Source organism: Streptomyces sp. NPDC053048 (assembly GCF_044547045.1).
Taxonomy (GTDB): Bacteria; Actinomycetota; Actinomycetes; order Streptomycetales; family Streptomycetaceae; genus Streptomyces.
Map to the genome: position 1 here is coordinate 230,629 of NZ_JBITZS010000002.1, position 20,922 is coordinate 251,550.

Here is a 20,922-nt window from a genome sequence, read left to right on the forward strand (position 1 = left end):
CGAAGGTCGCGGCGCGGCCCTACGAAAGTTGTTCGCCCGCTCACCGATCACCTTGCGTACGCGTGGCTACGTGGACCGCCATCTCCTCAGGACACCGGCCGCCTGCTCGCCGACCGCGCTGTCCGCATCCGACGCGAGCTCCGAGCACAGTGCCATGAGCTGTGCGCGGTCGTCCTCGGATCGATAGCAGACGGTGTCGATCGCGTCGTAGAGCTGATCCGCGGTGTCGTCGTCCGCGACGGTGAGGGCGGTCAGGGCCAATCTCACACCGCACACGTCGCGTCGCTCCAGCAGGGCTTCCGCTGTTTCCTGGGTGACCGCGGTGTCCTCGTCCAGCAACAGCCGATGCAGGACCACGGCCGCCTCGGGAACATCCGCAGCACCGGCCAGCCGCCGTCCGGTGGCCGCTCTCACCGACCAGGAAGCCGAGGAAGCACCCTCGGCGAGCGGGGCCCAGTACGCCACTGGCCTTCTCCTCTCACGCTGCGTCGCATCACGGATGCAGCAGCTGGGCACGCAGTGCCGCCACCAGGTCGTCGTCGACGCCGAGCTGTTCGGCGGCGTAGCCGTGCACCGATCCGTACCGGGTTGTCAGGTCGGACAGGAAGAGCCGCATGATCTCGGCAGGGGCTCGTCCGTAGGCGGGCCAGGTGAGGGTCAAGGCCGGGTAGTTGGAGTGCCAGTCGGCGACCAGGCGTTCCGTGGCCAGCTCGGTGAGGGCGAAATCGGCGACGATGTCGTCCTCGTGCACGCCGATCAGGGCGAGGACCAGCATGGCCAGCAGGCCAGTGCGGTCCTTGCCCGAGTGGCAGTGGAACACGAGTGGGGCGGTGTCGGTGGCGATGATCTCCAGCGCGCCGCGGATCTCCTTCACGCCGTCGTGGGCGACCTCGCCGTACCTGTCGGCGAGGAAGCGCGCGGGCTCGACCTCCGGGCCCAGGCCCGCCTGGTCGTACGGCCGGTGCTCGATGCTCAGGTTGTGGTACGCCAGTTCCTGGTGATGCGGGACGCGTCCGCTGCGTTCGATCTCCCAGGGGTACCGGAGGTCGATCACGGTGCGGATGCCCAGGGCGAGGAAGCGGTCCCAGTCCTGGCCCTCCAGCTTGCCCAGCGAGTCGGAGCGGAAGAGCCGGCCCCAGCGCACCGTACGGCCATCGGCGGCCTGATAGCCGCCCAGGTCACGGAAGTTGTGCAGACGATCGAACGCGATGTGTCTCCTCACGCGGCCACCTTACGTCCGCTCGCGCCAGCCCTGCCCTCAGGGGGTCGGGACGAAGCCCTGCGACTGGTCCAGGATGTAGGGCGATCCCGGCGCTTCAGGGATCCAGCCCTGAGTACGGGCGTTTTGAATGGCGGTTGCGACGTGGGAGGGCAGCACGGAAGTGGTCTGACGATCCAGCCAGTTGCTGGGATGCGTCTGGCTTGTTCTGACGACGAGCATCGTGCCCGGCGACTCCGCCTTTTCGACAGCGTACGTCAGGGGAGACCAGCCCATTCCCTGATCGTAGGTCGGCCTTCCCCGGACTCGCCAGCGGTAGGGGACGCCATCGACAACAATGCGCCGTGAGCCCTTCTTGGGCAATGCCATGTTGATTCCTCACAGCTCGGCAGTCGGTGGGATCCCGCGGGGTGTTGCCCCCAACTTGTACATGACCTCCGCTCTCGGCTTCATCCGAATTAATGGCACTCGTGAGCGAGGCTAAGCTGCCCAAGTGAGCAGCGAAGAACGTGCCATCGGCGCGGTCATCGGATCCGTCGTGGGCGACGCGCTCGGGGCGCCTTTCGAGTTCGGGGCCGCCGGGGCCTTTCCGAACGGTTTCCCCGCCGCGGTCACCGGCGGGCTCGCGGGCGCGGTGCCCGGCGTCGGGATTGCCGCGCGCCTGGCGCGACCCAGGAAAAGCAGCCGGGTCAGCTGAGGCGGCGCCCCGCAAACGCACCGAGGCACGCCTAACCCCCGCACCGCGCTCCCCCGCGGTGCGGTGCGGGTTGCGCCGGCGCTCATGCGGTCACGTCGGCGGCGGAGGCGCGTTCACATGGACGGGTGGGCCTCCACGTGGGTGACCTCTTCGATGTCGTGACCGGCCTTCGCCAGGAGGTCCCGGGAGAGTTCGTTCAGGGCGCGTGCCGCGGCGACCTCCTCGCCGACCCGTTGCTGTTCGGGGTCGTCGGGGTGGCGGGTGGCGTGGCCCTTGGCCCTGAGTTCGGTGCCGTCCGGGAGTCTGAGCAGGACGGCCGCGCGTGTGCGCTTCTCGACTTCCTCGAATTCGACCTCGACGTGCCATCCAACGATCGTCTGCATGGCTCCACCTCCTGCGGTACGTATCCAGCGTGCACCCGGTCGCCGGAATGCGACACCTGAGCCCCGCCGGGCCGGGGGCTACGCCGCCGTGGCCCCGAATTCGCGTACCGCGTTCTCGACGATCGTCTGGAGCTTCGCGTGGTGCGCCCCGCGCCAGTAGACGCGGCCGCAGGTCAGGCACTGGGCGAAGACGTCGTAGGTGCGCTGCGTGCCGTGCTCCAGGTGCTCGCGGACGGCTTCCTTGTCGGCGTCCTGGAGGGGGCCGTTGCAGGCGGTGCAGCGGGTCCACGGTGCCAGCGGCGGCGCGAAGCGGCCGAGGACGTCGCGCAGCTGCTCGTCGGGGCGGTCGCTGTAGATGTAGGCCCCCGCCCAGATCTCCCTGCGGCGCAGCAGCCCGCGGTCGCGGGAGAGCAGCACCCGCTGCTGGGCCGCCGAGAGGGCGGCCAGTGCCGGGTCGCCGATGTCCTCGCTCTCGTACTGGGCGTCGACCCCCAGCAGCCGCAGCCGCCGCGCGAGTGTTCCCAGGTGCACATCGAGCAGGAAGCGCAGGGGCGCCCCCGGCACCTCCTGGGGGCGGGCGACCGCCTCGACCTCGACGGACTCGCCGGCCGCCGGGATGTGGGACGTCAGTACCTCGCGCCCGTCGACGAGCAGCCGGCCGGCCTCGGTGAGCGGGACGCCGAGGGACTCGACCACATGTCCGAGGGTGGAGACACCGTCGGTGGTCACCGGCGTGCCGGGCCGGCGGCGCTCGGCCGCGACGAAAAGCCGCAGCTCAGGGGCGAGGGTCAGGGCGATCTCAGGTCCGTTCACGCCCCACAGCATGCCACTGTGCGGGGTCCGGACGCCCGGGGATTTCCCAGCCCGGATCGTTCATGTGTTCGTGATCGTCGCGGCGTTCCCGGCGGTACCGGCCCGCGGAGAGGCCGTACTCACGCTTGAACGCATGCGCGAACGCGAACTGCGAGGTGTAGCCGATGCGCTGGGCGACCGCCGCCAGCGGCGCGTCGGACTCCCTGAGCAGCCGTGCGGCCAGGGTCAGCCGCCACCAGGTCAGATAGGCCAAGGGGGGCCTGCCCACCAGGCCGGCGAACCGCCGCGCGAACGTGGCCCGCGACAGCCCCGCCAGCGTGGCGAGCCCGGCCACCGTCCACGGCTTCGCGGGGTCGTGGTGCAGGGCGCGCAGCGCGGCACCCACGGCCGGGTCGGCCAGCGCCGCGCACCAGCCGGTGACGGCCGCGCCGGCCCGCCCGGCCGTCCGCTCCTCGTACCACGCGCGCAGCAGGTGGACGATCAGCAGTTCCAGCAGCGCGGGAAGCGTCGCGTCCGTACCGGGCCGGCCGTGCGTGCCGAGCTCGTCGCCGAGCAGGGTGATGACGGACGTCAGCGCCGCGTGCCGGCCGGGCCGCGCGGGCAGCAGGATCACCTCGGGGAAGTCCCCCAGCAGCGGGTGGGCACGGGCCTTCTCCAGACGGTAGGCACCGCAGAGCAGCACGGCGGGCGCGCCGCAGTCGTCGGTGAGGGCGTGTGCCGTGCCGTGCGGCAGGAACACCGCGTCCCCCGCCGTGAGCACGACGGGTTCGCCGCCGCCCGGGGACGGGATCAGCCGGCAGGTTCCCCGCAGCACGATGTGGAAGCCGGCCCCGGCGAAGGGCGCGATGTCCGTCCGCCACTGCCCCTGCCGTTCGGCCAGCGCCGAGTACGGCCTGCCGGTGCGCAGGGCGGCCATGGTGTCACTGAGCACGTCCATGCGCCGAGTATGCGGACTCCCGAAGCCTTGCCCGTCACCGGCCACCCGCGCTCCCTTCCCCGACTCCCGTTGAGACGACGACGCATAGTCCGGGCACGCACACGCATTGGTCGTCTCGCCGCCCCCGCCTAGCGTCGACGACATGCAGACGATCACTTTGGGCGGGGTCGACATCACCCGCGTCGTGGAAATGCACGCGCCCGTCGCCCCTGTCGCCGACATCTTCCCCACCGCCACGCCCCGGATGTGGCGGGAACACGAGTCCTGGCTGGCCCCGGACTTCTGGAATCCGCGGACGGACGACTTCATCGCCAACGCCCAGACCTGGGTGCTGCGCAGCGAGGGCCGGACGATCCTCGTCGACACCGGGCTGGGCAACGACAAGGACAGGCCCCACATGCCCGCCTGGTCCGGACTGCGGACGGATTTCCTCGACCGGCTGCGCGCCGCCGGGGTCCGGCCCGAGGACGTGGACGTCGTGGTGAACACCCATGTGCACGCGGACCACGTCGGCTGGAACACCCGCCTGGTGGACGGCGAGTGGGTGCCGACGTTCCCGCGTGCCACCTATCTGATCCCCCGGGCCGACTTCGACTACTGGAACCCAGCCGCCGGCCGTGCCGGGCGCGGCGCGCTCGGCGGCATCGGCGTCGACCAGGCGAGCGGGATCATGTTCGAGGACAGTGTCGCCCCCGTGCACCGGGCCGGTCAGGCGGTGCTGTGGGAGGACGGGTACCGCATCGACGGGCAGCTGAGCCTGGAGCCCGCTCCCGGGCACACGCCCGGGTCGTCGGTCCTGCGGCTGGAGTCGGGGTCGGATCGTGCCCTGTTCATCGGTGACCTGGTGCACAGCCCGCTGCAGATCGCCGAACCCGACTGCGACACCTGCCTGAGCGAGGACCAGGAGGCGGCCACCCGCTCCCGCCGCCGGGTCCTGGAGCAGGCCGCGGACACCGGGGCCCTGGTCTTCCCGGCGCATCTGCCGGGGCACGGCGCCGCCGAAGTGCGCCGGGAGGGCGGCACATTCGCCATAGCGGGCTGGGCGCCCTTCAGCAGGACCCACTGAAACGTCGCGGCCTCGGCAGTACGGGTGACGCGCCCGCCGGTGGCGAGCGTGTCTCCCCGTGCCCGACCGGACGGCAGAGGAGGCTGCAGCGAAGGAAAAAACCGAAAATATGACATTAGATGAGCGAGATGCCTGGCTCGCCGCCGAGCGTCCGGTGTCCGCCCCGATCGAGGAGAACGATCGATGGAACCCGTGTACGACCTGATGGCCCGTCTCCTCACCGAATACTTCGGTGTTCCCGAGGAGCAGCTGACCCCGGACGCGACATTCGAAGAGCTGGCCATCGACTCCCTCGCCAAGGTCGAGATGGTCACCGTGCTGGAGGACCGCCTCAAGGTGACCCTCGACGAGGACCCCCAGGGCGCCACCCTCGGTGAGGTCGCCGCCCACATCGAACAGCTGATGGCGATGGGGGCCATCGGCGCCCAGCCGCGCGGGGAGACCGGCACGGCGGCACCGACGGGGCCCGCGCGGTGAACGAACGGGAGATCGCCGTCACCGGGATCGGCATGGTGACGCCGGCGGGCATCGGCCGGGAGGCGACCTGGGACGGTCTGTGCGCCGGGGTCGGCCTCGGCGCCTTCGACGAGGACCTGGCCGGGCTCCCGGTGGACTTCTCCTGCCGGGTGCCCGGCTTCGACGGCAACGAGCTGCTGGGCCGCCGGATCACCTGGCGCAACGACCGGTTCATCCATCTGGCGATGGTCGCCGCCCGCGAGGCGGTCGCCGACGCCGGGCTGGACACCGGCGCCTGGGACGGCCCCCGCGTCGCGATCGTCATCGGCAGCGCCAGCAACGGCGGCGACCGCTGGCCGCAGGAGTACCGGAACCTGGACGAGGGCCGGGTGGAGGCCATCTCGCCCACGGCCCTGCTGCGCTCCCTGCCCAACATGGTCGCCGGAGAGGTGTCCACGGACCTGCAGGCGCTGGGCCCGTGCCTGACCACCTCCAGCGCCTGCGCCTCGGGGGCCACCGCGATCGGCACCGCCCGTGACCTGCTGCGAGCGGGAGCGTGCGACATCGCCATCGCCGGAGGCACCGACTCCGCGCGCGTCCCGATGGGTTCGGCCGCCTTCTACCGGATGCAGGCGCTCTCGCTGCGCCGCCACGACCCCGCGGGCGCGTCCCGGCCGTTCGACGCCGACCGGGACGGGTTCGTGCTGAGCGAGGGCTCGGCCATGCTCGTCCTCGAGCGGCCCCGTTACGCGCGGGCCCGCGGCGCCCGCGTCCGGGGCTTCCTCTCCGGCTACGGCGCCTCCAGCGACGGCTACCACGCCACCCGTCCGGACCCCGACGGCTCCGGCGCGCAGCGCGCCGTGCTCGCCGCGCTGGCGGACGCCCGCGCCGACGTCTGCGAAGTGCACCACGTCAACGCGCACGGCACCTCCACCCCGCTCAACGACAGCGTGGAGGCCGACATGCTGACGACGGTGTTCGGCACGCCGCCGCCGGTCACCTCCGTCAAGGGCGTCATCGGTCACTCGCTGGGGGCGGCGGGCGCGGTCGACGCCGCGTGCACGGTGATGTCGCTCGAGCGGCAGCTCATCCCGCCCACGGCCAACCTCGACCGCCTCGGCGAGGGGATGGAGATCGACGTGGTGACGAAGACGCCCAGGGCCCACCGCATGCAGGGAGCGCTCAGCAACGCGTTCGGCTTCGGCGGCCAGAACGCCGTCCTCTTCTTCCGGGCCGCGTGACCGCTCCCCAGGACCTCGACCCGGCGGCCCCGGCCCCGGCCTCCCCCGACGCGGGAACCGGCGCCGGGGCCGGGGACGGAGCCGGGGAAGGGGCCGCGCGCACCGCCGGGACGCGCCTCCGCGGCGCCCTCCGGAGGGCCGGCCCGTGGCTGGTGCCCGTGGTCGCGACCGTCCTGACCGCCCTGCTCGCGATGGCGGGCACCGGCACGGCCCAGCGGCTCGCCAACGGCGGCTACACCGCCACCGGAACCGAGTCGGCGCGCGCCAACACCCTGCTGGCCGAACGCTTCGGCGCCGGGAACCCCGACCTGGTCCTGCTCGCCCGTGCCCCCGGCGGCGTGGACACCGGCCGTGCGCGGGCGGCGGGGCGCGCCCTGGCCGACCGGCTCGCCCGCTCGCCGGGCGTGGCGAGCACGCGCGCGTACTGGCGCGACGGCGACCCGGCGCTGCGGTCGGCGGACGGCTCCGCCGCCCTGATCACCGCCGACCTCGCCGGCGCCGACCGCGACGCGGCCCGGACCGCCGAATCACTGGTGCCCGGCCTGACGGGGCACCACGGCGTACTGGAGGTCTCCGCGACCGGCGGCGCGTGGGTGAGTGTGGAGGCCCGGCGGGAAGGCCAACGGGACCTGCTGCGGGCCGAGCTGGTCGCCGCGCCCGTCACCCTGCTCCTGCTCGTCGTCGCTCTGCGCTCGCTGGTGGCGGCGCTGGTGCCGCTGGTGATCGGGGCGGTGTCCGTCGTCGGCACGATGGCGCTGCTGCGGCTGCTCACCTACGCCATGCCGGTGTCCGTCTTCGCCATGAACCTCACCACCGCCCTGGGCTTCGGGCTCGCGGTGGACTACGGGCTCTTCCTCGTCACCCGCTACCGGGAGGAGCTGCGCGCCGGCCGCGGCGTCGATCTCGCCGTGCGCCGGACCGCGCAGCAGGCGGGGCGCACCGTCGCGGTCTCCGCGTGCGCGGTGGCGCTGTCGATGTCGGCGCTGCTGGTGCTGCCGCTGCCGTTCCTGCAGTCGATGGCCTGCGCCGGCATGGCCGTCGCGGTGTTCTCCGCGGCCACGGCCACCCTTCTCGTGCCGCCCGTCCTGACGCTGCTCGGGCACCGCGTCGACCGGTGGGATCCGCTCGCCGCACTGCGCCCGGTCCGGGCGGCCGGGCCGCCGCGCCCGGACAGCCCCACCTGGCGGGCCGTGGCCCGCGCCGTGACCCGGCGGCCGCTGTACTACGGCACCGGGTGCGCGCTCGCGCTGCTGCTGCTGGCCTCGCCGTTCGCCCATGTCCGCTTCGGGCTGCCGGACGAGCGCGTCCTGCCCGCGCGCACGGAGGCGCACCGGACGTCGGAGGAGGTCCGGGCGCGCTTCGCCTCCTCCGCCGACCGGACGGTGACGGTCGTCCTGCCGGAGGCCGACCCCGTCCGGGACGCGGCGGCCCTCCGGGCGTACGAGCGCGCGGCGGCGGGCCTGCCCTCGGCGGGCGTCGTCCGCTGGGCGCCGGCCGCGAAGGGGGCGAAGCGGGGGGCCGTACTGCTGCTCAGTGGCCCGCGGCAGGCGCAGTCGAAGGCGGGTCAGAACCTGGTGGAGCGGTTGCGGGCGCTGCCCGCGCCCGGCGGCGAGCGACTGGTCGCCGGGCGCTCGGCGGCCCTGACCGACACCCGGGCGGCCGTCCGGGCCCGGCTGCCGCTCGCCGCGGCCATCGCCGCGCTGACGACGTGGGCCATGCTGTTCCTGCTCACCGGCAGTGTGCTGCTGCCGGTCAAGGCACTGGTCATCGGGGCGCTCAGCCTCGGCACCAGCTTCGGGACGATGGTGTTCGTCTTCCAGGACGGCCACCTGCGCGACGCCCTGGGCGGGTTCACGGTCACCGGGACGCTGGACATGTCGATGCCGCTGCTGATGTTCGCGATCGCGTTCGGGCTGGCGATCGACTACGAGATCTTCCTGCTGTCGCGGGTGCGGGAGCACCACCTGCTGACGGGCGACAACCGGCGGGCGGTGGTGGAGGGTGTGGCCCGCACGGGACGGCTGGTGACCACCGGAGCGCTCGCCGTGGCCGTGGTCACGGGCGCGCTGGCCACCTCGGGGGTGACCGCGCTCAAGCTGCTGGGAACGGGCCTTGCGACGGCCGTGCTCGTGGACGCGGTGCTGGTGCGGGGCATCCTGGTGCCGGCGTATCTGACCGTCGCGGGGCGGCTGAACTGGTGGGTTCCGGCGTGGCTGGGGCGGGCGCACGCCCGCGTCGCCCGGCGGCTCGGGCTGACGGGCGGCCACTGAGCGGCCGGGCCCGAGCCGGGGGTTCGTCCGGCCGGTCGCGTGCCGCTCGCGCGACCGCCCGGCCGTGGTTAGCGTCTGAAGAGTGGATCAGCAACGGTGCCGGGAACACCCGGTCGGGCGCGGGCTGCTGCTCGCCCTGGGCACGGTCGCCGCCGCCTCTCTGACGCTCACGGGCTGCGGCTCCGACGAGAAGGAGGACCTGCCCGGCTCGGAGCGCACCGGCAAGCAGCGCGAGGGCGGCGACTTCGGATCCGCGGGCCGGGTCTCGGCGAACTTCTCCGGCAGCTGGCCCAAGGGAACGATGCGGGTGAAGGTCGACAAGCCCCGGGAGACGCGCCCCGACGAGCCCCCGGCGCCGGACACGTACCGGACCGAGGTGCGGTTCAAGGACCGGTCACCCGGGCCGGGCCGCTGGGAGACCGAGCCCAAGCCGCAGACCGTCACCGTGGCGGCCGAGGGGCCGACCGATATCCACTTCGCGTTCCCCCAGGACCCGGGCAAGCCGGCCATCGCGGCCCACCACGTGTGCGCCACGCTGACGGGCTACCCCGAGGAGATCTGCGGGGACGTCCCCTCTCCCGGCGGCGGTGCTCCCGCGAGTCCGGGCGGCGGCCCCGCCCCGGCACCCCCCGCGCCGCCTCCCGGCCCACCGGGAGGAACGCCCGCGCCGCCGCAGCCCGAGGTGCCACAGCCCGAAGTGAATCCTCCGGACCAGTCCGACGTGCCGTAGTGGAGGAGGAGCAGCCCCCTGCCCGGCCACCCTGGGGGGCGTGGGCCAAGACGATCGCCGGGTTCATCGCGCCCACCACCCTGGCGACCGGCCTGCTCCTCTACTTCGGCTTCGCCTACGTCGACGCCCGCTACCAGTACTTCGGCGTCGACGCAGCGACCCTGGACCTGTCCACCCAGGACTACCTGCTGCGCAGCGCCGGCCCCCTGTTCATGCCCGTCGGCATCGCGCTGACCGTCGGGCTGCTCGGCGCCCTGGGGTACACGGCGGTGTCCGCCCTGAGCACCTCCCGCCCCCGGCTCGGACCCGTGCTGGCCCGGTGCGCGCTGGGTCTGATCGGCTGCGGGGCGGCGCTCTTCGTCGTCGGGGTGCTGGCCGGGTACGGGGTGTGGCGGGCCGGGCCCCTGGACACCCCGCTGATCCTGTGCTGCGGGCTGCTGCTCGTGGTGTACGGGAGGCTGCTGCACCTGAAGGCGAGCGGCCGTGCGGGGTACGGCAGGCGGGAGCTGACCGCGTTCGCGTTCCTCGCCGCCCTGATCTCGCTGTGCCTGTTCTGGACCGTCCAGGTCTACGCCCAGATGCACGGCCGGGCCGACGCCCGGTACCTGGCCGCCAACCTCCAGCTGCGGCCGGCGGTGGTCCTGGACACCGCCGAGCGCCTGCACTTCATGCGCACACAGGTGCGCGAGGAGGAGCTGCCGGTGGCCAAGAGCGGACCGCAACGCTTCCGCTACCGCTACTCCGGACTGCGGCTACTGGCCCAGGTCGACAACCGGATGTTCGTCATCCCGCAGGACTGGACCAGGGACCGGGGCAGCGTCCTGATCGTCCCGGCGGACGCGAACGTACGCGTCGCCTTCCGCCCCGGCTGACGTATCGCCGGTCAAGGATCCGGCCCGAGCAGCCCGTCCCGGGACGGCAACGACCCCCGGGCGGAGGCGATGCGCCCAGGGGTCGTGCCGTGGGGGTCCGGTGTCGGTCAGGGCAGCTGGGCCTGGACCGCCTTGAGCGCGGCGGGCACCGGCTGGAAGAAGGTCTCCCCGCCGGAGGAGCAGTTGCCGCTGCCGCCGGAGGTCAGGCCGAGCGCGGTGTCGCCGTCGAAGAGGGCACCGCCGCTGTCGCCCGGCTCGGCACAGACCGTGGTGCCGATCAGGCCTCTGACCTGGCCTTCCTGGTAGTTGACGGTGACGTTGAGGCCGGTGACCTCACCGTCGTGGACCTGGGTGGTGCTGCCGCTGCGCCGCACCTTCTCGCCGACCGTCGCCTCGCCGGCCTTGCTGATGCTCTGCGATCCGCCGTCGTAGAGGTCCACGGAGCTGGGGTGGTCCGTGGTGGCGGTGTACCGCACGAGGGCGTAGTCGTTGCCGGGGAACGAGGACTTCTCCACGGTGCCGATGCGGGAGCCGCCCTGGGAGCCGGACCAGGTCGAGGAGGCGTTGCCGCAGTGTCCGGCGGTGAGGAAGTAGGGCTTGCCGCCCTTGGAGACGTTGAAGCCCAGCGAACAGCGCACGCCGCTGCCCCAGATGGCGTCGCCGCCGGCGATGAGCGGCCTCAGCTCGCCGCCCGTCCGCTTGAGCGTGGCCTTGTTGCCGAGGTCCGCGACGGCCTTCTCGACCTTCGCCAGGGCCGCGCCCTTGACCGTACTGTCGACGGTGACGACGACCTTGTTGGCCCTGGGGTCCACGGACCAGGCGGTGCCGGGCACGGCCGCCCGGTCGTCGAGCGTCCGGCGGGCGGCGTCCAGGTCGGCGGCCGAGTTGGGGACGAACCTGGCCTCGGCCCCGGCGGCCCGGACCCGGTCCGCCGCGGCGCGGTCGGTGACGCCCACGACGAGCCTCTTCGTGGCCGCGTCGTAGTAGGAGCCCGCCACGTCCGCCGGGAGTTGCGCGCCGATGTGCCGGGCGAGGTCCCCCGCCTGTGCGGCGGTCAGGCCGGCCGGGGCGGGGGCGGGTGCCGCCTGGGCGTTCTGGAGGGTGAGCGAGGCGGTGGCCAGGGCGAGGGTGCCGGCGACGGCCAGCGCCGTCCGGCTCTTGGGTATGCGGGAGTGGTTCAACTCGTCGACCTCCTGTGAGGGGGGTGCGCCCGACGTCGTCGGCGTCCGGGCACGGGAGGGTTCACGCGACACGACCGCGACCGCACGTCGCGTTCATGTCAAGAGAGTTGCCGAACGAGTGTCCCGTCCGGACAAGGCGGCGCACAAGAAAACATCCGGTCGCACAGGATCGCCCAGGAGGGTGCACCTCGAAGGACGAGCCGATTCCGCATTTTGACGAAGCGTCAGAGGTCAACGGCGTGAACACGCGTGACGCTCCCCCGCCGCGGATCGCGAACGGATACCGGACAACGGGGGCCCCGACTGTCCGGTACTCGTCGTTCGCCACCAACGGCGCGAGCGGCGCCCGTCAGGACGAGCAGCTGCTACTGCTGCAGCTGGAGCTGGAACTGGAGGACGAACAGCTGCTGGACGATGAACAGCTGCTGGAGGAGCAGCTGTTGGCCGAGCAGCTCGAACTGCTGGAGGAGCTCGAACAGCTCGACGCGGTGCCGTAGGAGGACGAGCCGGACGACGAGCCCGTGCTCCTCGGGCGGCGGGGGGCGGAGCGGCGCGGGGAGACGTCCCCCGCCTGCGCGAACCGTCTGCGCAGCTCGCCGTCGGGAAGCTCCCGCTGTCCCCGCCGGGCGACCCGCCCCGCCAGGCGCTCCGCCTCCTCCTGTTCGCCCCAGGGGTTGTTCGCGACGAGGTGGCGGCGGTATTCCTCGCCGAGGTCGGTGGCGCTCCCCCGGGAGCCGCGGGGGGCGCATTTCACCCGCAGCACGAATCCGGCGACGACGAGGGCGAGGAGGATTATCGCCACGTCGATGTGACCGGGTGCGAACAGCAGGCCCACGCCGATGACCGCCGCGAGGACCAGTCCGGCCACCTGCGTATGGGCGGCCTGGACCCAGCTCCGGCGCAGGTCGGCCGACAACAGCAGCCCCTGTTCCACCAGCGAGCTCTCGAGCGAGTCCACCGAGGAATCCCAGCACAGCTCCGTCCGGAGCTTGCTGAGTTTCTTTCTCCAGTCCGCGCCGCATTTTCCGAGGAGCGCGCGTTCCACGGAATTGCGGGACACCGCCTCGAGCACGGTGACGCGGCTGTCGGAGCCTATGGTGATCCGCCCGTCGGTGAACATTCTGGTGATCACCGTGTCGGCGACCCGATAGCCACCGCCCTGCAGGTAAGCCACCTCCAGCTGATCGGGGGTGGTGATCCGACCGACGGGGACGGCGGGCCCGCGGGCGCGCGCCCGGACGGCGAACAGCCAGGCCGCCGGGACGACGAGGAGGACGAACCCGAGCAGCGCGAGTAGGGCGAGCATGATGTCACCTGCCTTTTCTGCGAAGGGCCGGGATGATGCGGCCCAGAAGTCCACGGGGAGCCGGTACGGACGGGCTCTGCTCGTCCAGCCAGGCGGCCAGCCGGGCCCGCCGCCCGCCCTCGTCCGGCCCGCAGCCGTCCAGGACGTGTCCGGCGAAGTCCAGCGCGTCCCGCCGGTATCCCTCGGTCATGGGGCGCACGCGCGCGTAGGCCTCGAAGAGCCCGCGGTAGTCCTCGCCCAGGATGCGCGGCAGCTCCGGGGCGATCCTGGCGACGACGCCGGTGCGCTTGGCGAGCAGCGCACGGCGCTGCACCTCCAGCCGCTGCCGGTCGAAGCCGTCCGGGGGCGTGCCGCCGGCGACGAGGGCCGACAGCAGGGCGTGCTGCGCGGCCGCGAGCCTTTGGCGGGCGGCGTCGGTGTCCCGTCCGGTCATGTGCGGGCCCCCTCGACCACGGCGCGTATCGCCTCGAGCTCGGCGGCCAGCCCGGCGGCGTCGGGGAAGTCGTCGTCGCGCTCGAGCAGCACGCCGGGCGGTGCGGTGCGGGAGCGGAGCTGGGCCAGGACGTCGAGGACAGGCCGGCTCACGGGGTGGGCGTGGGTGTCGTGCCAGACCCCGTCGCGCTCGAGGCCGCCGGCGACATGGACGTAGGCGACGGCCTCGAGCGGGAGGCCGTCCAGCACGTCGGCGGGGTCCTCGCCTCGGTTGACGTGGTTGGTGTGGAGGTTGGCGACGTCGACCAGGAGCCGCACCCCGGTGCGCTCGACCAGTTCCCCCAGGAACTGGGCCTCGGTGAGTTCCTCGTCCGGCCAGGTCAGCAGGGCGGCGACGTTCTCCAGCGCGAGCGGCACGGGCAGCACCTGCTGGGCGATGCGCACGTTCTGGCACAGCACGTCCAGGCTGTCGCGGGTGCGCGGCACGGGCAGCAGGTGGCCCGCCTCCAGCCGCGGCGACCCGGTCAGCGGGCCGCCGGTCCGTACGAAGGCGATGTGCTCGCTGACCAGCGGCGCGCCGAGCGCCTCGGCCCGTTCGGCGAGGGCGACGAGGCGGCCGAGATCGGGCCGGTCGGCGCCGCCGAGGCCGAGCGAGACCCCGTGCGGGATCACGGTCGTGCCGCGGGCGAGCAGCCGCTCGAGCGGTTCGGGGAGGTGGCCGGGGCAGATGTTCTCCGCCACGACCTCCACCCAGTCGACGCCCGGCAGCCGCTCGATGTCGCCGGCGATCTCCGGGCGCCAGCCGACGCCTGTGCCCAGCGGCACGTTCATGATCACACCCCCGTGTTCCCCCGAGGCGCACAGCGCCTGCGCGAGGGTCACTCCCCCCGCAACGAAGGTCCTTCCCTCGCCCTACCTTACGAATCCTTGATCAGCAGGATAGGGAGCCTTGATGTGATCTTCGCAGCAGCCCTCGGACATGCCTGGGCCCCCGGCCGGCCTGCGCCGGCGGGGGCCCGGTGGGGCGTCGGACGGGCGTCAGGCGACCGGCGCGGAAGCGGCTTCCAGCAGGTCCGCGTGGTGCTTGCGGGCCACCCCGGGGTGGGCGCGCAGCCAGCCCTTGATCTCGTTGCGCCCGTACTCGGCGAACAGCGGGTTGGCCGAGTCCTGCGTGATGCCGGGGGCGCTGTCGGTGTGGGCGAAGGGCAGGGGCTCGATCCGGGCGTCCAGCCGGGGGTTGTAGAAGAACGGCACCGAGTAGCGCTCACGGGTGCCGGCCGGGCTGACCACCCGGTGGTTGGTGGCCTTGAGGTAGCCGTTGGTGGCCACTTCGAGCAGCTCGCCGAGGTTGATCACGAAGGCGCCCGGCAGCGGCGGGACGTCGATGAAGTTGCCGTCGGGACCCTCGACCTGGAGGCCGCCGACCTGGTCCTGCAGGAGCAGCGTCAGGAAGCCGTAGTCCTTGTGCAGACCCACGCCCTGGTCGGCGCCGTCGGGGGCGCTGCCGGGGTAGCGCACCAGCTTGAGGTGCAGGTGGGGGCGGTCGGCGAAGGCGTCGTCGTAGAAGTCCTCGGGGGCGCCGATCGCGCCCAGCAGCTCGTGCAGCAGCCGCTCGGCCACCGAGCTGAGGCGGTCGATCCAGTGCAGGGCGGCGGTGCGCAGCTCGGGGAGGGCGTCGGGCCACTGGTTGGGGCCGTCGAGCCACCAGTATCCGGGCTCGTCCGGGCCGGGGACGTGGGGGGCGCGCTCGGCGCCGATGTCGAGCTGGTCGCGCCAGTCGCGGCTGCCGGCGGTGCGCTCGTCGCCGATGCGGGTGTAGCCGCGGAAGTGGGGCGAGTTGAGGTTGCTGATCGCGAGCCGGTCCGCTTCGGGCAGGGCGAAGAACGCCCGCATGGCGGCCATCAGTTCCTCGGTCTCGGCGGGAGTGATGCCGTGACCGGTCAGGTGGAAGAAGCCCACGTCGCGGGCGGCGGTGTGCAGGGTCTCGCGGAAGCGGGCACGGGCCTCGGGGCCGGCGGAGGCGGCGGAGAGGTCGAGGACGGGAAGCTCGTTGATCATGAGATGTCCACAGCGTTAAGGGGCCCGGTCATCGTCCGGCGGTAGCCGGACGGCCCGCCGGGGCCAAACGCAAGGGTATGCGGGCAGGGCGGGGCCGGGTAGGGCTGGCAATAAGGAGAAGCTGTAAAGCAGAAGAAAGCGGCTGCCACGGCCCGGAAGAGAGCGGGCTGGGCGCAGGCGTGAATGTCAGCCGGAGCGGCGACAGGACATGCTCGTGACGCGGACGAAGTCCACGTGGCGGCGCTTGACGAGATTCACAGCACCGAGGGTATACGCCTCCGGGGGTGATCACCCCCTCCGGAGGGGGTGGCACGTGTCACACGGCGTTCACATTCGCCTCTTGTCCACCACCAGTGCCCGTTCGTAGTGCTTCATCTCCTCGATGTCACCGGTGTACGGCTCGACCGCGGCGAAGAACGGCGGAAAGTGCGGTCCGCGCCGGAAGCCCCGCTCGTGGTCCTCGACCGAGGACCACTCGATGCGCAGGACATAGCACTCGGGCTCCTCCACTCCGCGCGACAACTCGTAGGCCAGGCACTGGGGTGCCGCGTAGAGATGTTCGGCCGCCGCCGCGTACGCCTTCTCGAAAGCGGTCCGGCGCTCGGGGTCGGCGATGCGGTAGCGGATGTATTCAACGGTCATGGAACGCCTTCCATCGGGTCACCGGATGTTCCGCACCGGGCATCCGTGCACCGGCGGCCAAAAGCCCGCCCGGACGCAGGTCGTGGGGGCGCTGTCCGAGCGGGCCGGCGGACGGGAATCCCGCCGCGCGGCGCACGCTACCAGTAGGCAGGTAAAAGGAGTTGAGCGCGCCGCCGCCGAAATGGATCGCTGGAGCGAATGAGTGAAAGTCCGGAACTTCTTGAATAAACCGCAGTTACTCAGATCGCTTCCCGGTGGGAATCATCGATCGATCGAAAGGCATTGACGTGCTCAAGAAGGTACTCGCCACGGCCGCCGTTTCGGCATCCGCGGTCGGCGCCCTGGCCTCCCCCGCGCAGGCCATCGGCGACGAACAGGATGTCGCCAACGCCAACGGTGCGAAGACCGGCTACGGCAACACCAAGACCGGGGGCGAAGAAAGCCCGCAGATGAGCCTGATCCAGGGCACGCTCAACAAGCCGTGCATCGGCATCGGCAAGCTCGGTCTCCAGTCGCTGCTCCTGCTGATCAACATCGGTGTCCAGGACGTGCCGATCCTCACCTCCCAGCAGCAGCAACAGTGCACCGACAACTCCACGATCAACGACGGCGACGACCCGCTGTCGCACCTGCTGGACGAGATCCCGATCATCTCGGGCAACGGTTCGGCGAACAGCCACGGCCACGGCCACTGACGATCGCGTCGGTCGCATCGAATCCCTCCGCTTCCGGGTGTACGGGCCCCGGGGCGGGGGGATCGCCGTGTCCGGGCGCGTTCGCCGCGGGGCGCCGCGCGGACCTCTAGGCTCGCGTTGACCGTCCAATGGATTGCGGATCGCGGTGGGGCCGACGAGCGGCCCACCCTGACCATGGGAGGCCCGGCGGCCGTGCTCGAACCACCTGCCCACACGCTGGCAGTCAACCTGCTCGACGCCTCGTCGCTGCTGGCGGCCTTCGGCGCGCTCGGCATCGCCGTGGTGCTGTTCGCCGAGACCGGCCTGCTCGTCGGGTTCTTCCTGCCCGGTGACTCGCTGCTGTTCACCGCCGGCCTGCTGTGCCGGGCGGGCGCGCACTCCGGACCGCACCTGGATCTGGCACAGGTGCTGGCCGCCGCCGTGGCGGGAGCGCTGGCGGGAGCGCAGTGCGGGTACGTCATCGGGCGGCGCGGGGGCCGGGCCCTGCTGGCCCGGTCCCGCAACAAGCGGCTGCACGAAGGCGCCGCGCGCGCCGAGGAGTTGCTCGACCGGTACGGTCACGCCCGCGCGATCGTCCTGGCCCGCTTCGTGCCGGTGGTGCGCACGGTGCTCAACCCCCTCGCCGGGGCCCTGGGGGTGCCCGCCCGGACGTTCGCGGTGTGGCAGGTGGCCGGGGGGCTGCTGTGGACCGTGGGGCTGGTGCTGGCCGGGTACGGGCTGGGCTCCGTCGTTCCGGACGTGGACCGGTATCTGCTGCCGCTCGTGGCCGTGGTCGTCGTGCTGTCGCTGGTGCCGGTGGGCCTCGAGCTGCTGCGCGGGCGGCGCCGGGCCGCTGCCTCGGAGGCGCGGACGATCGTCACCCGCACCGACGGGGAGCAGCGGTGAAGGGCATATCCGCCGCCGCGCCGAAGGTGGTCGCCGCTTCGGCGGCGGCCGGGGTGGCCGTGCTGACGACCCTGGTGGTGTCCGCCGACGGCGTGCCGTTCGCGGTGGACACCGCGTTGCACGAGGCCGGGCTGGACCGGCGCTCCCCGGCCACCGTCGGCGCCGCGCGGATGCTCACCGCCACGGGCACCGGCGTGATCGTCTATGTGCTGGTGGCGCTGGCCGGGTGGCTCGCGTGCCGGCGGGCGAAGGTGCCGGCGGTACGCCGGGTGCCCGTGGTGCTGGCGGCGCTGGCGGTGCTGGGCTGCGGCCAGCTGGTACGGATGGGCGTGCGCACCGCCGTGGACCGGTCCCGGCCGCCGGCCGCCGACTGGGCCACCCATGCCCACCAGGCGTCCTTCCCTTCGGGTCACGCCACCACGAGCGCGCTGGTGGCGGGGCTGCTGGCGTGGGCCGTACTGCGGGCGCTGCCCGGCGCCCGGGGGCGGGTGGCCGCGGTGTGCTGCGGGCTGTGGGCCGCGGGTGTGGCGGGCACGCGGGTCTTCCTGGGGGTGCACTGGTTCTCGGACCTGGTGGGCGGCTGGCTGCTGGCGGCCTGCTGGCTCGCGCTGACCCTGCCGCTGCTGGGTCTCGTCGCACGGCGGTGGACGGAGGCACCATCGGACGCACCGGAGGCGTCCTCCTCTCCTCCTCCGCAAACGCCGCCGTCCCGGCCCGGCGGGAATCCCCGCCGGAGCCCCGGACGGGCCCCCTCGCCCGGCCGTTCCCGGGAGCAACGCAACCCCCGGATCGGGTGAGTCGCCACGGCGGAGTGAATCGCACACCGCCCGCCGGGCGTCCCGTCCGGTGTCCATGGGCCCGTCGGCACCCTGTCGAATTCCTGAACGAGAAAGCGCTCCTCGGAGACCGTGACGACCCCCTAACGGGCGTCGTTTTCCGATCACTCGTCCGATCGGTCGTCAACGAGGAGGCTCCGTGCATCACCGCCGAAACAGCCGCACGAAAACCGGACGCACCGGACCGCCATTCGAACAGGAGGCGCCGTCGCAGTCCGAACAACTGCTCTTCGGCGGCCCCCTCCGGCACGACCAGGGGTGGAACAAGCACGAGAACGCCTACCTCGAGATGTCCCTGTGGTCGATGGCGCTGCGCCTGCCGCGCCTGATCGCCTCCACGGTCCGGCTGGCCCGGCGGGCGGACCGCCGCGCGCTGCGCACGGTGGCCGTCGCCGAGCTCGGCAACGGGGTGAGCCAGGCGGTCGGCCTGGTGGCGGTCAACCACGTACTGGCCGCCGTCCTCGGCTCCGGGCCGATCGGCCAGCGGCTGCACGCCGCCCTGCCGTCCCTGCTGGTGGTCGCCGTCACCGGGGTCATCGGGGCGCTGGCCACCTCGGCGTCCACCTCCGGCACCGGCCGGCTCGAGCCGAAGGTCGAGCGCGTGGCCACCGAGATGTACCTGGAGCGGGTGATCCGCGTCGAGCTGGCGGCCATCGAGGACGAGGAGTTCCACCGGCTGCTGGACTCGGCGCAGTACGGGGCCTCGTCCGCCCGCCGCATGATCCGGTACTGCACGGCCGTCGTGGGCGCGCTCATCGCCTTCGCCGCGGCCGCCGGCGTGCTGACCGTGCTGCACCCGGTACTGCTGCCGCTGCTGGCCCTGACGACCGTGCCCCGCTCATGGGCCGCGCTGCGCAACGCCCGCGCCCGCTACGCCTCCTTCCAGCGCTGGGTGCAGCACTCGCGGGCGGGCCGCCTGCTGAGCAATCTGCTCATCCGGCCCGAGCCCGCGCCCGAGGTGCGGGTGCACGGCGTGGGGCCGTTCCTGCTCCGGCACTTCAGGAGCATGTCGGAGAACGCCGAGGCCGAGCAGACCCGCCTCGCCCACGACGCCGCCCGCACCCGTCTGATCGCCGCCGCGCTGACCGGGGCCACGGCACTGGCGACCTATCTGGCCCTGGGCGGCCTGCTGCTCACCGGGGTGATGCAGCTGTCGGTCGCGGGCACGGCCGTCCTGGCCACCCGCAGCGGCTCGGCGAGCCTGGCCACGCTCATCCTGCAGGTCAACAGCCTCTACGAGGAGGCCTGCTATGTGCAGGACCTCGAACGACTGTGCCACGAGGCGGCCGAGCGGGCCATTCCCGACGGCGGGCTGCCGGTGCCGGAGCGGCCGAAGGAGATCCGGTTCGAGAACGTCTCCTTCGCCTATCCGGGCAGCGGCGCCGGCGCGCGGCCCGCACTGGAGGACGTCACCCTCAGCATCCCCGCCGGCCGGATCGTCGCCCTGGTCGGCGAGAACGGCTCGGGCAAGAGCACGCTGGTCAAGCTGCTGGCGGGCCTGTACCGCCCCGATTCCGGGCACATCCGGTGGGACGGGCACGACGCCGGCGACCTCGACCGGGCGGCGGTGTTCTCCCGGTTCGCCATGGTCAGCCAGGACTTCCAGCGCTGGCCCTTCACCTGCCGGATGAACGTCGCCATCGGGCGCGCCGAGGGGCCGGTGTGCGAGGAGCGGCTGGAGCGGGCCGCCCGGTACGCGGGCGCGGACGAGGTGGTCGGCGACCTGCCGCGCGGCTGGGACACCCTGCTCGCCCGCGGCTACCAGGGCGGGCACCAGCTGTCGGGCGGCCAGTGGCAGCGGCTGGGGATCGCGCGGGCCCGCTACCGGGAGGGGCGGATCCTCATCGTCGACGAACCCACCTCGGCCCTGGACGCCCGTGCCGAGCTGCAGGTGTTCGAGCAGATCCGGCGGCTCGCCGACGGCGGCCAGACGGTGCTGCTCATCACCCACCGGCTCGCCTCCGTCCGGCAGGCCGACGTCATCCACGTACTGGAGCACGGCCGGCTCCGCGAGAGCGGCACCTTCGAGGAGCTGATGCGGCCCTCCTCCGTGGGCATCTTTCGTGACCTCTACCGGCTGCAGCGCGACCAGTTCACGGCGGACGGCCCGGAGGTCCCCGCGGCCCGGCGCCCCCAGGAGACGGCCGAGTCCTCCCGCCCGTGATCCGGGAAAGCCCTTGGCACGCCCGGCCCGTACGGTGCG

General features: G+C 72.8%; 21 protein-coding genes and 1 pseudogene. 11 read left to right on the forward strand and 11 right to left on the reverse strand.

The genetic code is table 11. The features are described from left to right. Positions 1–66: 66 nt before the first annotated feature. Genes ACIG36_RS06180 through ACIG36_RS06190 form a run of 3 tightly spaced genes read right to left on the reverse strand, consistent with a single transcriptional unit; the run spans position 67 to position 1,588 of the window. A complete protein-coding gene (locus ACIG36_RS06180; protein ID WP_399922761.1) occupies positions 67–465 on the reverse strand; it encodes a hypothetical protein in 399 nt (132 codons plus the stop codon). Positions 466–493: 28 nt separating this feature from the next. Next, the gene (locus tag ACIG36_RS06185; RefSeq protein WP_399922763.1) at positions 494–1,222 is read right to left on the reverse strand and encodes a tyrosine-protein phosphatase; all 729 of its coding nucleotides are present in this window, start codon (positions 1,220–1,222) and stop codon (positions 494–496) included. Positions 1,223–1,258: 36 nt separating this feature from the next. Then, the gene (locus tag ACIG36_RS06190) at positions 1,259–1,588 is read right to left on the reverse strand and encodes a hypothetical protein (RefSeq protein WP_399922766.1); all 330 of its coding nucleotides are present in this window, start codon (positions 1,586–1,588) and stop codon (positions 1,259–1,261) included. 124 nt (positions 1,589–1,712) lie between these two features. On the opposite strand from ACIG36_RS06190, the gene ACIG36_RS06195 reads away from it, so the two are divergent. After that, positions 1,713–1,916, forward strand: coding sequence for a hypothetical protein (locus ACIG36_RS06195; RefSeq protein ID WP_399922769.1), 204 nt, complete (start codon positions 1,713–1,715; stop codon positions 1,914–1,916). Between the two features lie 113 nt (positions 1,917–2,029). Here the strand turns inward: ACIG36_RS06195 and ACIG36_RS06200 are convergent, their stop codons facing one another. The 3 genes from ACIG36_RS06200 to ACIG36_RS06210 form a co-directional block, all read right to left on the reverse strand. Further along, a complete protein-coding gene (locus ACIG36_RS06200) occupies positions 2,030–2,299 on the reverse strand; it encodes a DUF1876 domain-containing protein (RefSeq protein ID WP_399922772.1) in 270 nt (89 codons plus the stop codon). 78 nt (positions 2,300–2,377) lie between these two features. After that, positions 2,378–3,112 (reverse strand): Mut7-C RNAse domain-containing protein, encoded by a 735-nt coding sequence (locus ACIG36_RS06205; RefSeq protein ID WP_399922774.1) that lies wholly within the window; start codon positions 3,110–3,112, stop codon positions 2,378–2,380. After that, the gene (locus ACIG36_RS06210; protein WP_399922777.1) at positions 3,099–4,049 is read right to left on the reverse strand and encodes an AraC family transcriptional regulator; all 951 of its coding nucleotides are present in this window, start codon (positions 4,047–4,049) and stop codon (positions 3,099–3,101) included. The genes ACIG36_RS06205 and ACIG36_RS06210 overlap by 14 nt, the downstream gene beginning before the upstream one ends. A 142-nt stretch (positions 4,050–4,191) precedes the next feature. On the opposite strand from ACIG36_RS06210, the gene ACIG36_RS06215 reads away from it, so the two are divergent. The 6 genes from ACIG36_RS06215 (at position 4,192) to ACIG36_RS06240 (ending at position 10,684) form a co-directional block, all read left to right on the forward strand. Next, positions 4,192–5,115, forward strand: coding sequence for an MBL fold metallo-hydrolase (locus ACIG36_RS06215; protein ID WP_399922780.1), 924 nt, complete (start codon positions 4,192–4,194; stop codon positions 5,113–5,115). Positions 5,116–5,298: 183 nt separating this feature from the next. After that, the gene (locus tag ACIG36_RS06220) at positions 5,299–5,592 is read left to right on the forward strand and encodes an acyl carrier protein (RefSeq protein ID WP_399922783.1); all 294 of its coding nucleotides are present in this window, start codon (positions 5,299–5,301) and stop codon (positions 5,590–5,592) included. Then, on the forward strand, positions 5,589–6,812 hold the full coding sequence (locus ACIG36_RS06225; RefSeq protein WP_399922786.1) for a beta-ketoacyl-[acyl-carrier-protein] synthase family protein: 1,224 nt from the start codon (positions 5,589–5,591) through the stop codon (positions 6,810–6,812). Before ACIG36_RS06220 ends, ACIG36_RS06225 begins: the two co-directional genes overlap by 4 nt. Further along, the gene (locus ACIG36_RS06230; RefSeq protein ID WP_399922788.1) at positions 6,809–9,082 is read left to right on the forward strand and encodes an MMPL family transporter; all 2,274 of its coding nucleotides are present in this window, start codon (positions 6,809–6,811) and stop codon (positions 9,080–9,082) included. Before ACIG36_RS06225 ends, ACIG36_RS06230 begins: the two co-directional genes overlap by 4 nt. A gap of 82 nt (positions 9,083–9,164) precedes the next feature. Next, positions 9,165–9,812 (forward strand): hypothetical protein, encoded by a 648-nt coding sequence (locus tag ACIG36_RS06235; RefSeq protein WP_399922791.1) that lies wholly within the window; start codon positions 9,165–9,167, stop codon positions 9,810–9,812. Then, positions 9,812–10,684: a hypothetical protein gene (locus ACIG36_RS06240; protein WP_399922793.1), complete on the forward strand. Its 873-nt coding sequence runs from the start codon at positions 9,812–9,814 to the stop codon at positions 10,682–10,684. The genes ACIG36_RS06235 and ACIG36_RS06240 overlap by 1 nt, the downstream gene beginning before the upstream one ends. A gap of 107 nt (positions 10,685–10,791) precedes the next feature. On the opposite strand, the gene ACIG36_RS06245 is transcribed toward ACIG36_RS06240, so the two are convergent. The 5 genes and pseudogenes from ACIG36_RS06245 to ACIG36_RS06265 all read right to left on the reverse strand — a co-directional run bounded on the left by ACIG36_RS06245 (position 10,792) and on the right by ACIG36_RS06265 (position 16,303). After that, on the reverse strand, positions 10,792–11,865 hold the full coding sequence (locus ACIG36_RS06245) for a S1 family peptidase (protein WP_399922796.1): 1,074 nt from the start codon (positions 11,863–11,865) through the stop codon (positions 10,792–10,794). A 349-nt stretch (positions 11,866–12,214) separates the two neighbouring features. Continuing rightward, positions 12,215–13,171, reverse strand: a complete 957-nt coding sequence (locus tag ACIG36_RS06250; RefSeq protein WP_399922799.1) for a TIGR04222 domain-containing membrane protein — start codon at positions 13,169–13,171, stop codon at positions 12,215–12,217. Between the two features lie 4 nt (positions 13,172–13,175). Continuing rightward, positions 13,176–14,434: pseudogene (locus ACIG36_RS06255) on the reverse strand (DUF692 domain-containing protein). 207 nt (positions 14,435–14,641) lie between these two features. After that, positions 14,642–15,661, reverse strand: a complete 1,020-nt coding sequence (locus tag ACIG36_RS06260) for an isopenicillin N synthase family dioxygenase (RefSeq protein ID WP_399922801.1) — start codon at positions 15,659–15,661, stop codon at positions 14,642–14,644. A 327-nt stretch (positions 15,662–15,988) separates the two neighbouring features. Beyond that, the gene (locus tag ACIG36_RS06265; protein WP_399922804.1) at positions 15,989–16,303 is read right to left on the reverse strand and encodes a putative quinol monooxygenase; all 315 of its coding nucleotides are present in this window, start codon (positions 16,301–16,303) and stop codon (positions 15,989–15,991) included. A gap of 287 nt (positions 16,304–16,590) precedes the next feature. Here ACIG36_RS06265 and ACIG36_RS06270 point away from each other — a divergent pair, with 287 nt between their 5' ends. The 4 genes from ACIG36_RS06270 (at position 16,591) to ACIG36_RS06285 (ending at position 20,883) form a co-directional block, all read left to right on the forward strand. Continuing rightward, complete coding sequence (locus tag ACIG36_RS06270) at positions 16,591–16,998, forward strand: rodlin (RefSeq protein WP_399922806.1); 408 nt, start codon at positions 16,591–16,593, stop codon at positions 16,996–16,998. Between the two features lie 174 nt (positions 16,999–17,172). Next, the gene (locus tag ACIG36_RS06275; RefSeq protein ID WP_399922809.1) at positions 17,173–17,883 is read left to right on the forward strand and encodes a DedA family protein; all 711 of its coding nucleotides are present in this window, start codon (positions 17,173–17,175) and stop codon (positions 17,881–17,883) included. Continuing rightward, entirely contained in the window at positions 17,880–18,680 is an 801-nt protein-coding gene (locus ACIG36_RS06280) for a phosphatase PAP2 family protein (RefSeq protein ID WP_399922812.1), read from the forward strand. Before ACIG36_RS06275 ends, ACIG36_RS06280 begins: the two co-directional genes overlap by 4 nt. 178 nt (positions 18,681–18,858) lie before the next feature. Continuing rightward, positions 18,859–20,883 carry an ABC transporter ATP-binding protein gene (locus ACIG36_RS06285; protein ID WP_399922815.1) on the forward strand — a complete coding sequence of 675 codons (2,025 nt, stop codon included), beginning with the start codon at positions 18,859–18,861 and terminating at the stop codon, positions 20,881–20,883. Positions 20,884–20,922 lie beyond the last annotated feature (39 nt).

Excerpts from the sequence above, each read along its gene's own strand:
- ACIG36_RS06260 (WP_399922801.1), bottom strand. The coding sequence starts at position 15,661 with ATGATCAACGAGCTTCCCGTCCTCGACCTCTCCGCCGCCTCCGCCGGC.
- ACIG36_RS06200 (WP_399922772.1), bottom strand. The coding sequence starts at position 2,299 with ATGCAGACGATCGTTGGATGGCACGTCGAGGTCGAATTCGAGGAAGTC.
- ACIG36_RS06215 (WP_399922780.1), top strand. The coding sequence starts at position 4,192 with ATGCAGACGATCACTTTGGGCGGGGTCGACATCACCCGCGTCGTGGAA.
- ACIG36_RS06250 (WP_399922799.1), bottom strand. The coding sequence starts at position 13,171 with ATGCTCGCCCTACTCGCGCTGCTCGGGTTCGTCCTCCTCGTCGTCCCG.
- ACIG36_RS06265 (WP_399922804.1), bottom strand. The coding sequence starts at position 16,303 with ATGACCGTTGAATACATCCGCTACCGCATCGCCGACCCCGAGCGCCGG.
- ACIG36_RS06210 (WP_399922777.1), bottom strand. The coding sequence starts at position 4,049 with ATGGACGTGCTCAGTGACACCATGGCCGCCCTGCGCACCGGCAGGCCG.
- ACIG36_RS06190 (WP_399922766.1), bottom strand. The coding sequence starts at position 1,588 with ATGGCATTGCCCAAGAAGGGCTCACGGCGCATTGTTGTCGATGGCGTC.
- ACIG36_RS06220 (WP_399922783.1), top strand. The coding sequence starts at position 5,299 with ATGGAACCCGTGTACGACCTGATGGCCCGTCTCCTCACCGAATACTTC.
- ACIG36_RS06275 (WP_399922809.1), top strand. The coding sequence starts at position 17,173 with ATGGGAGGCCCGGCGGCCGTGCTCGAACCACCTGCCCACACGCTGGCA.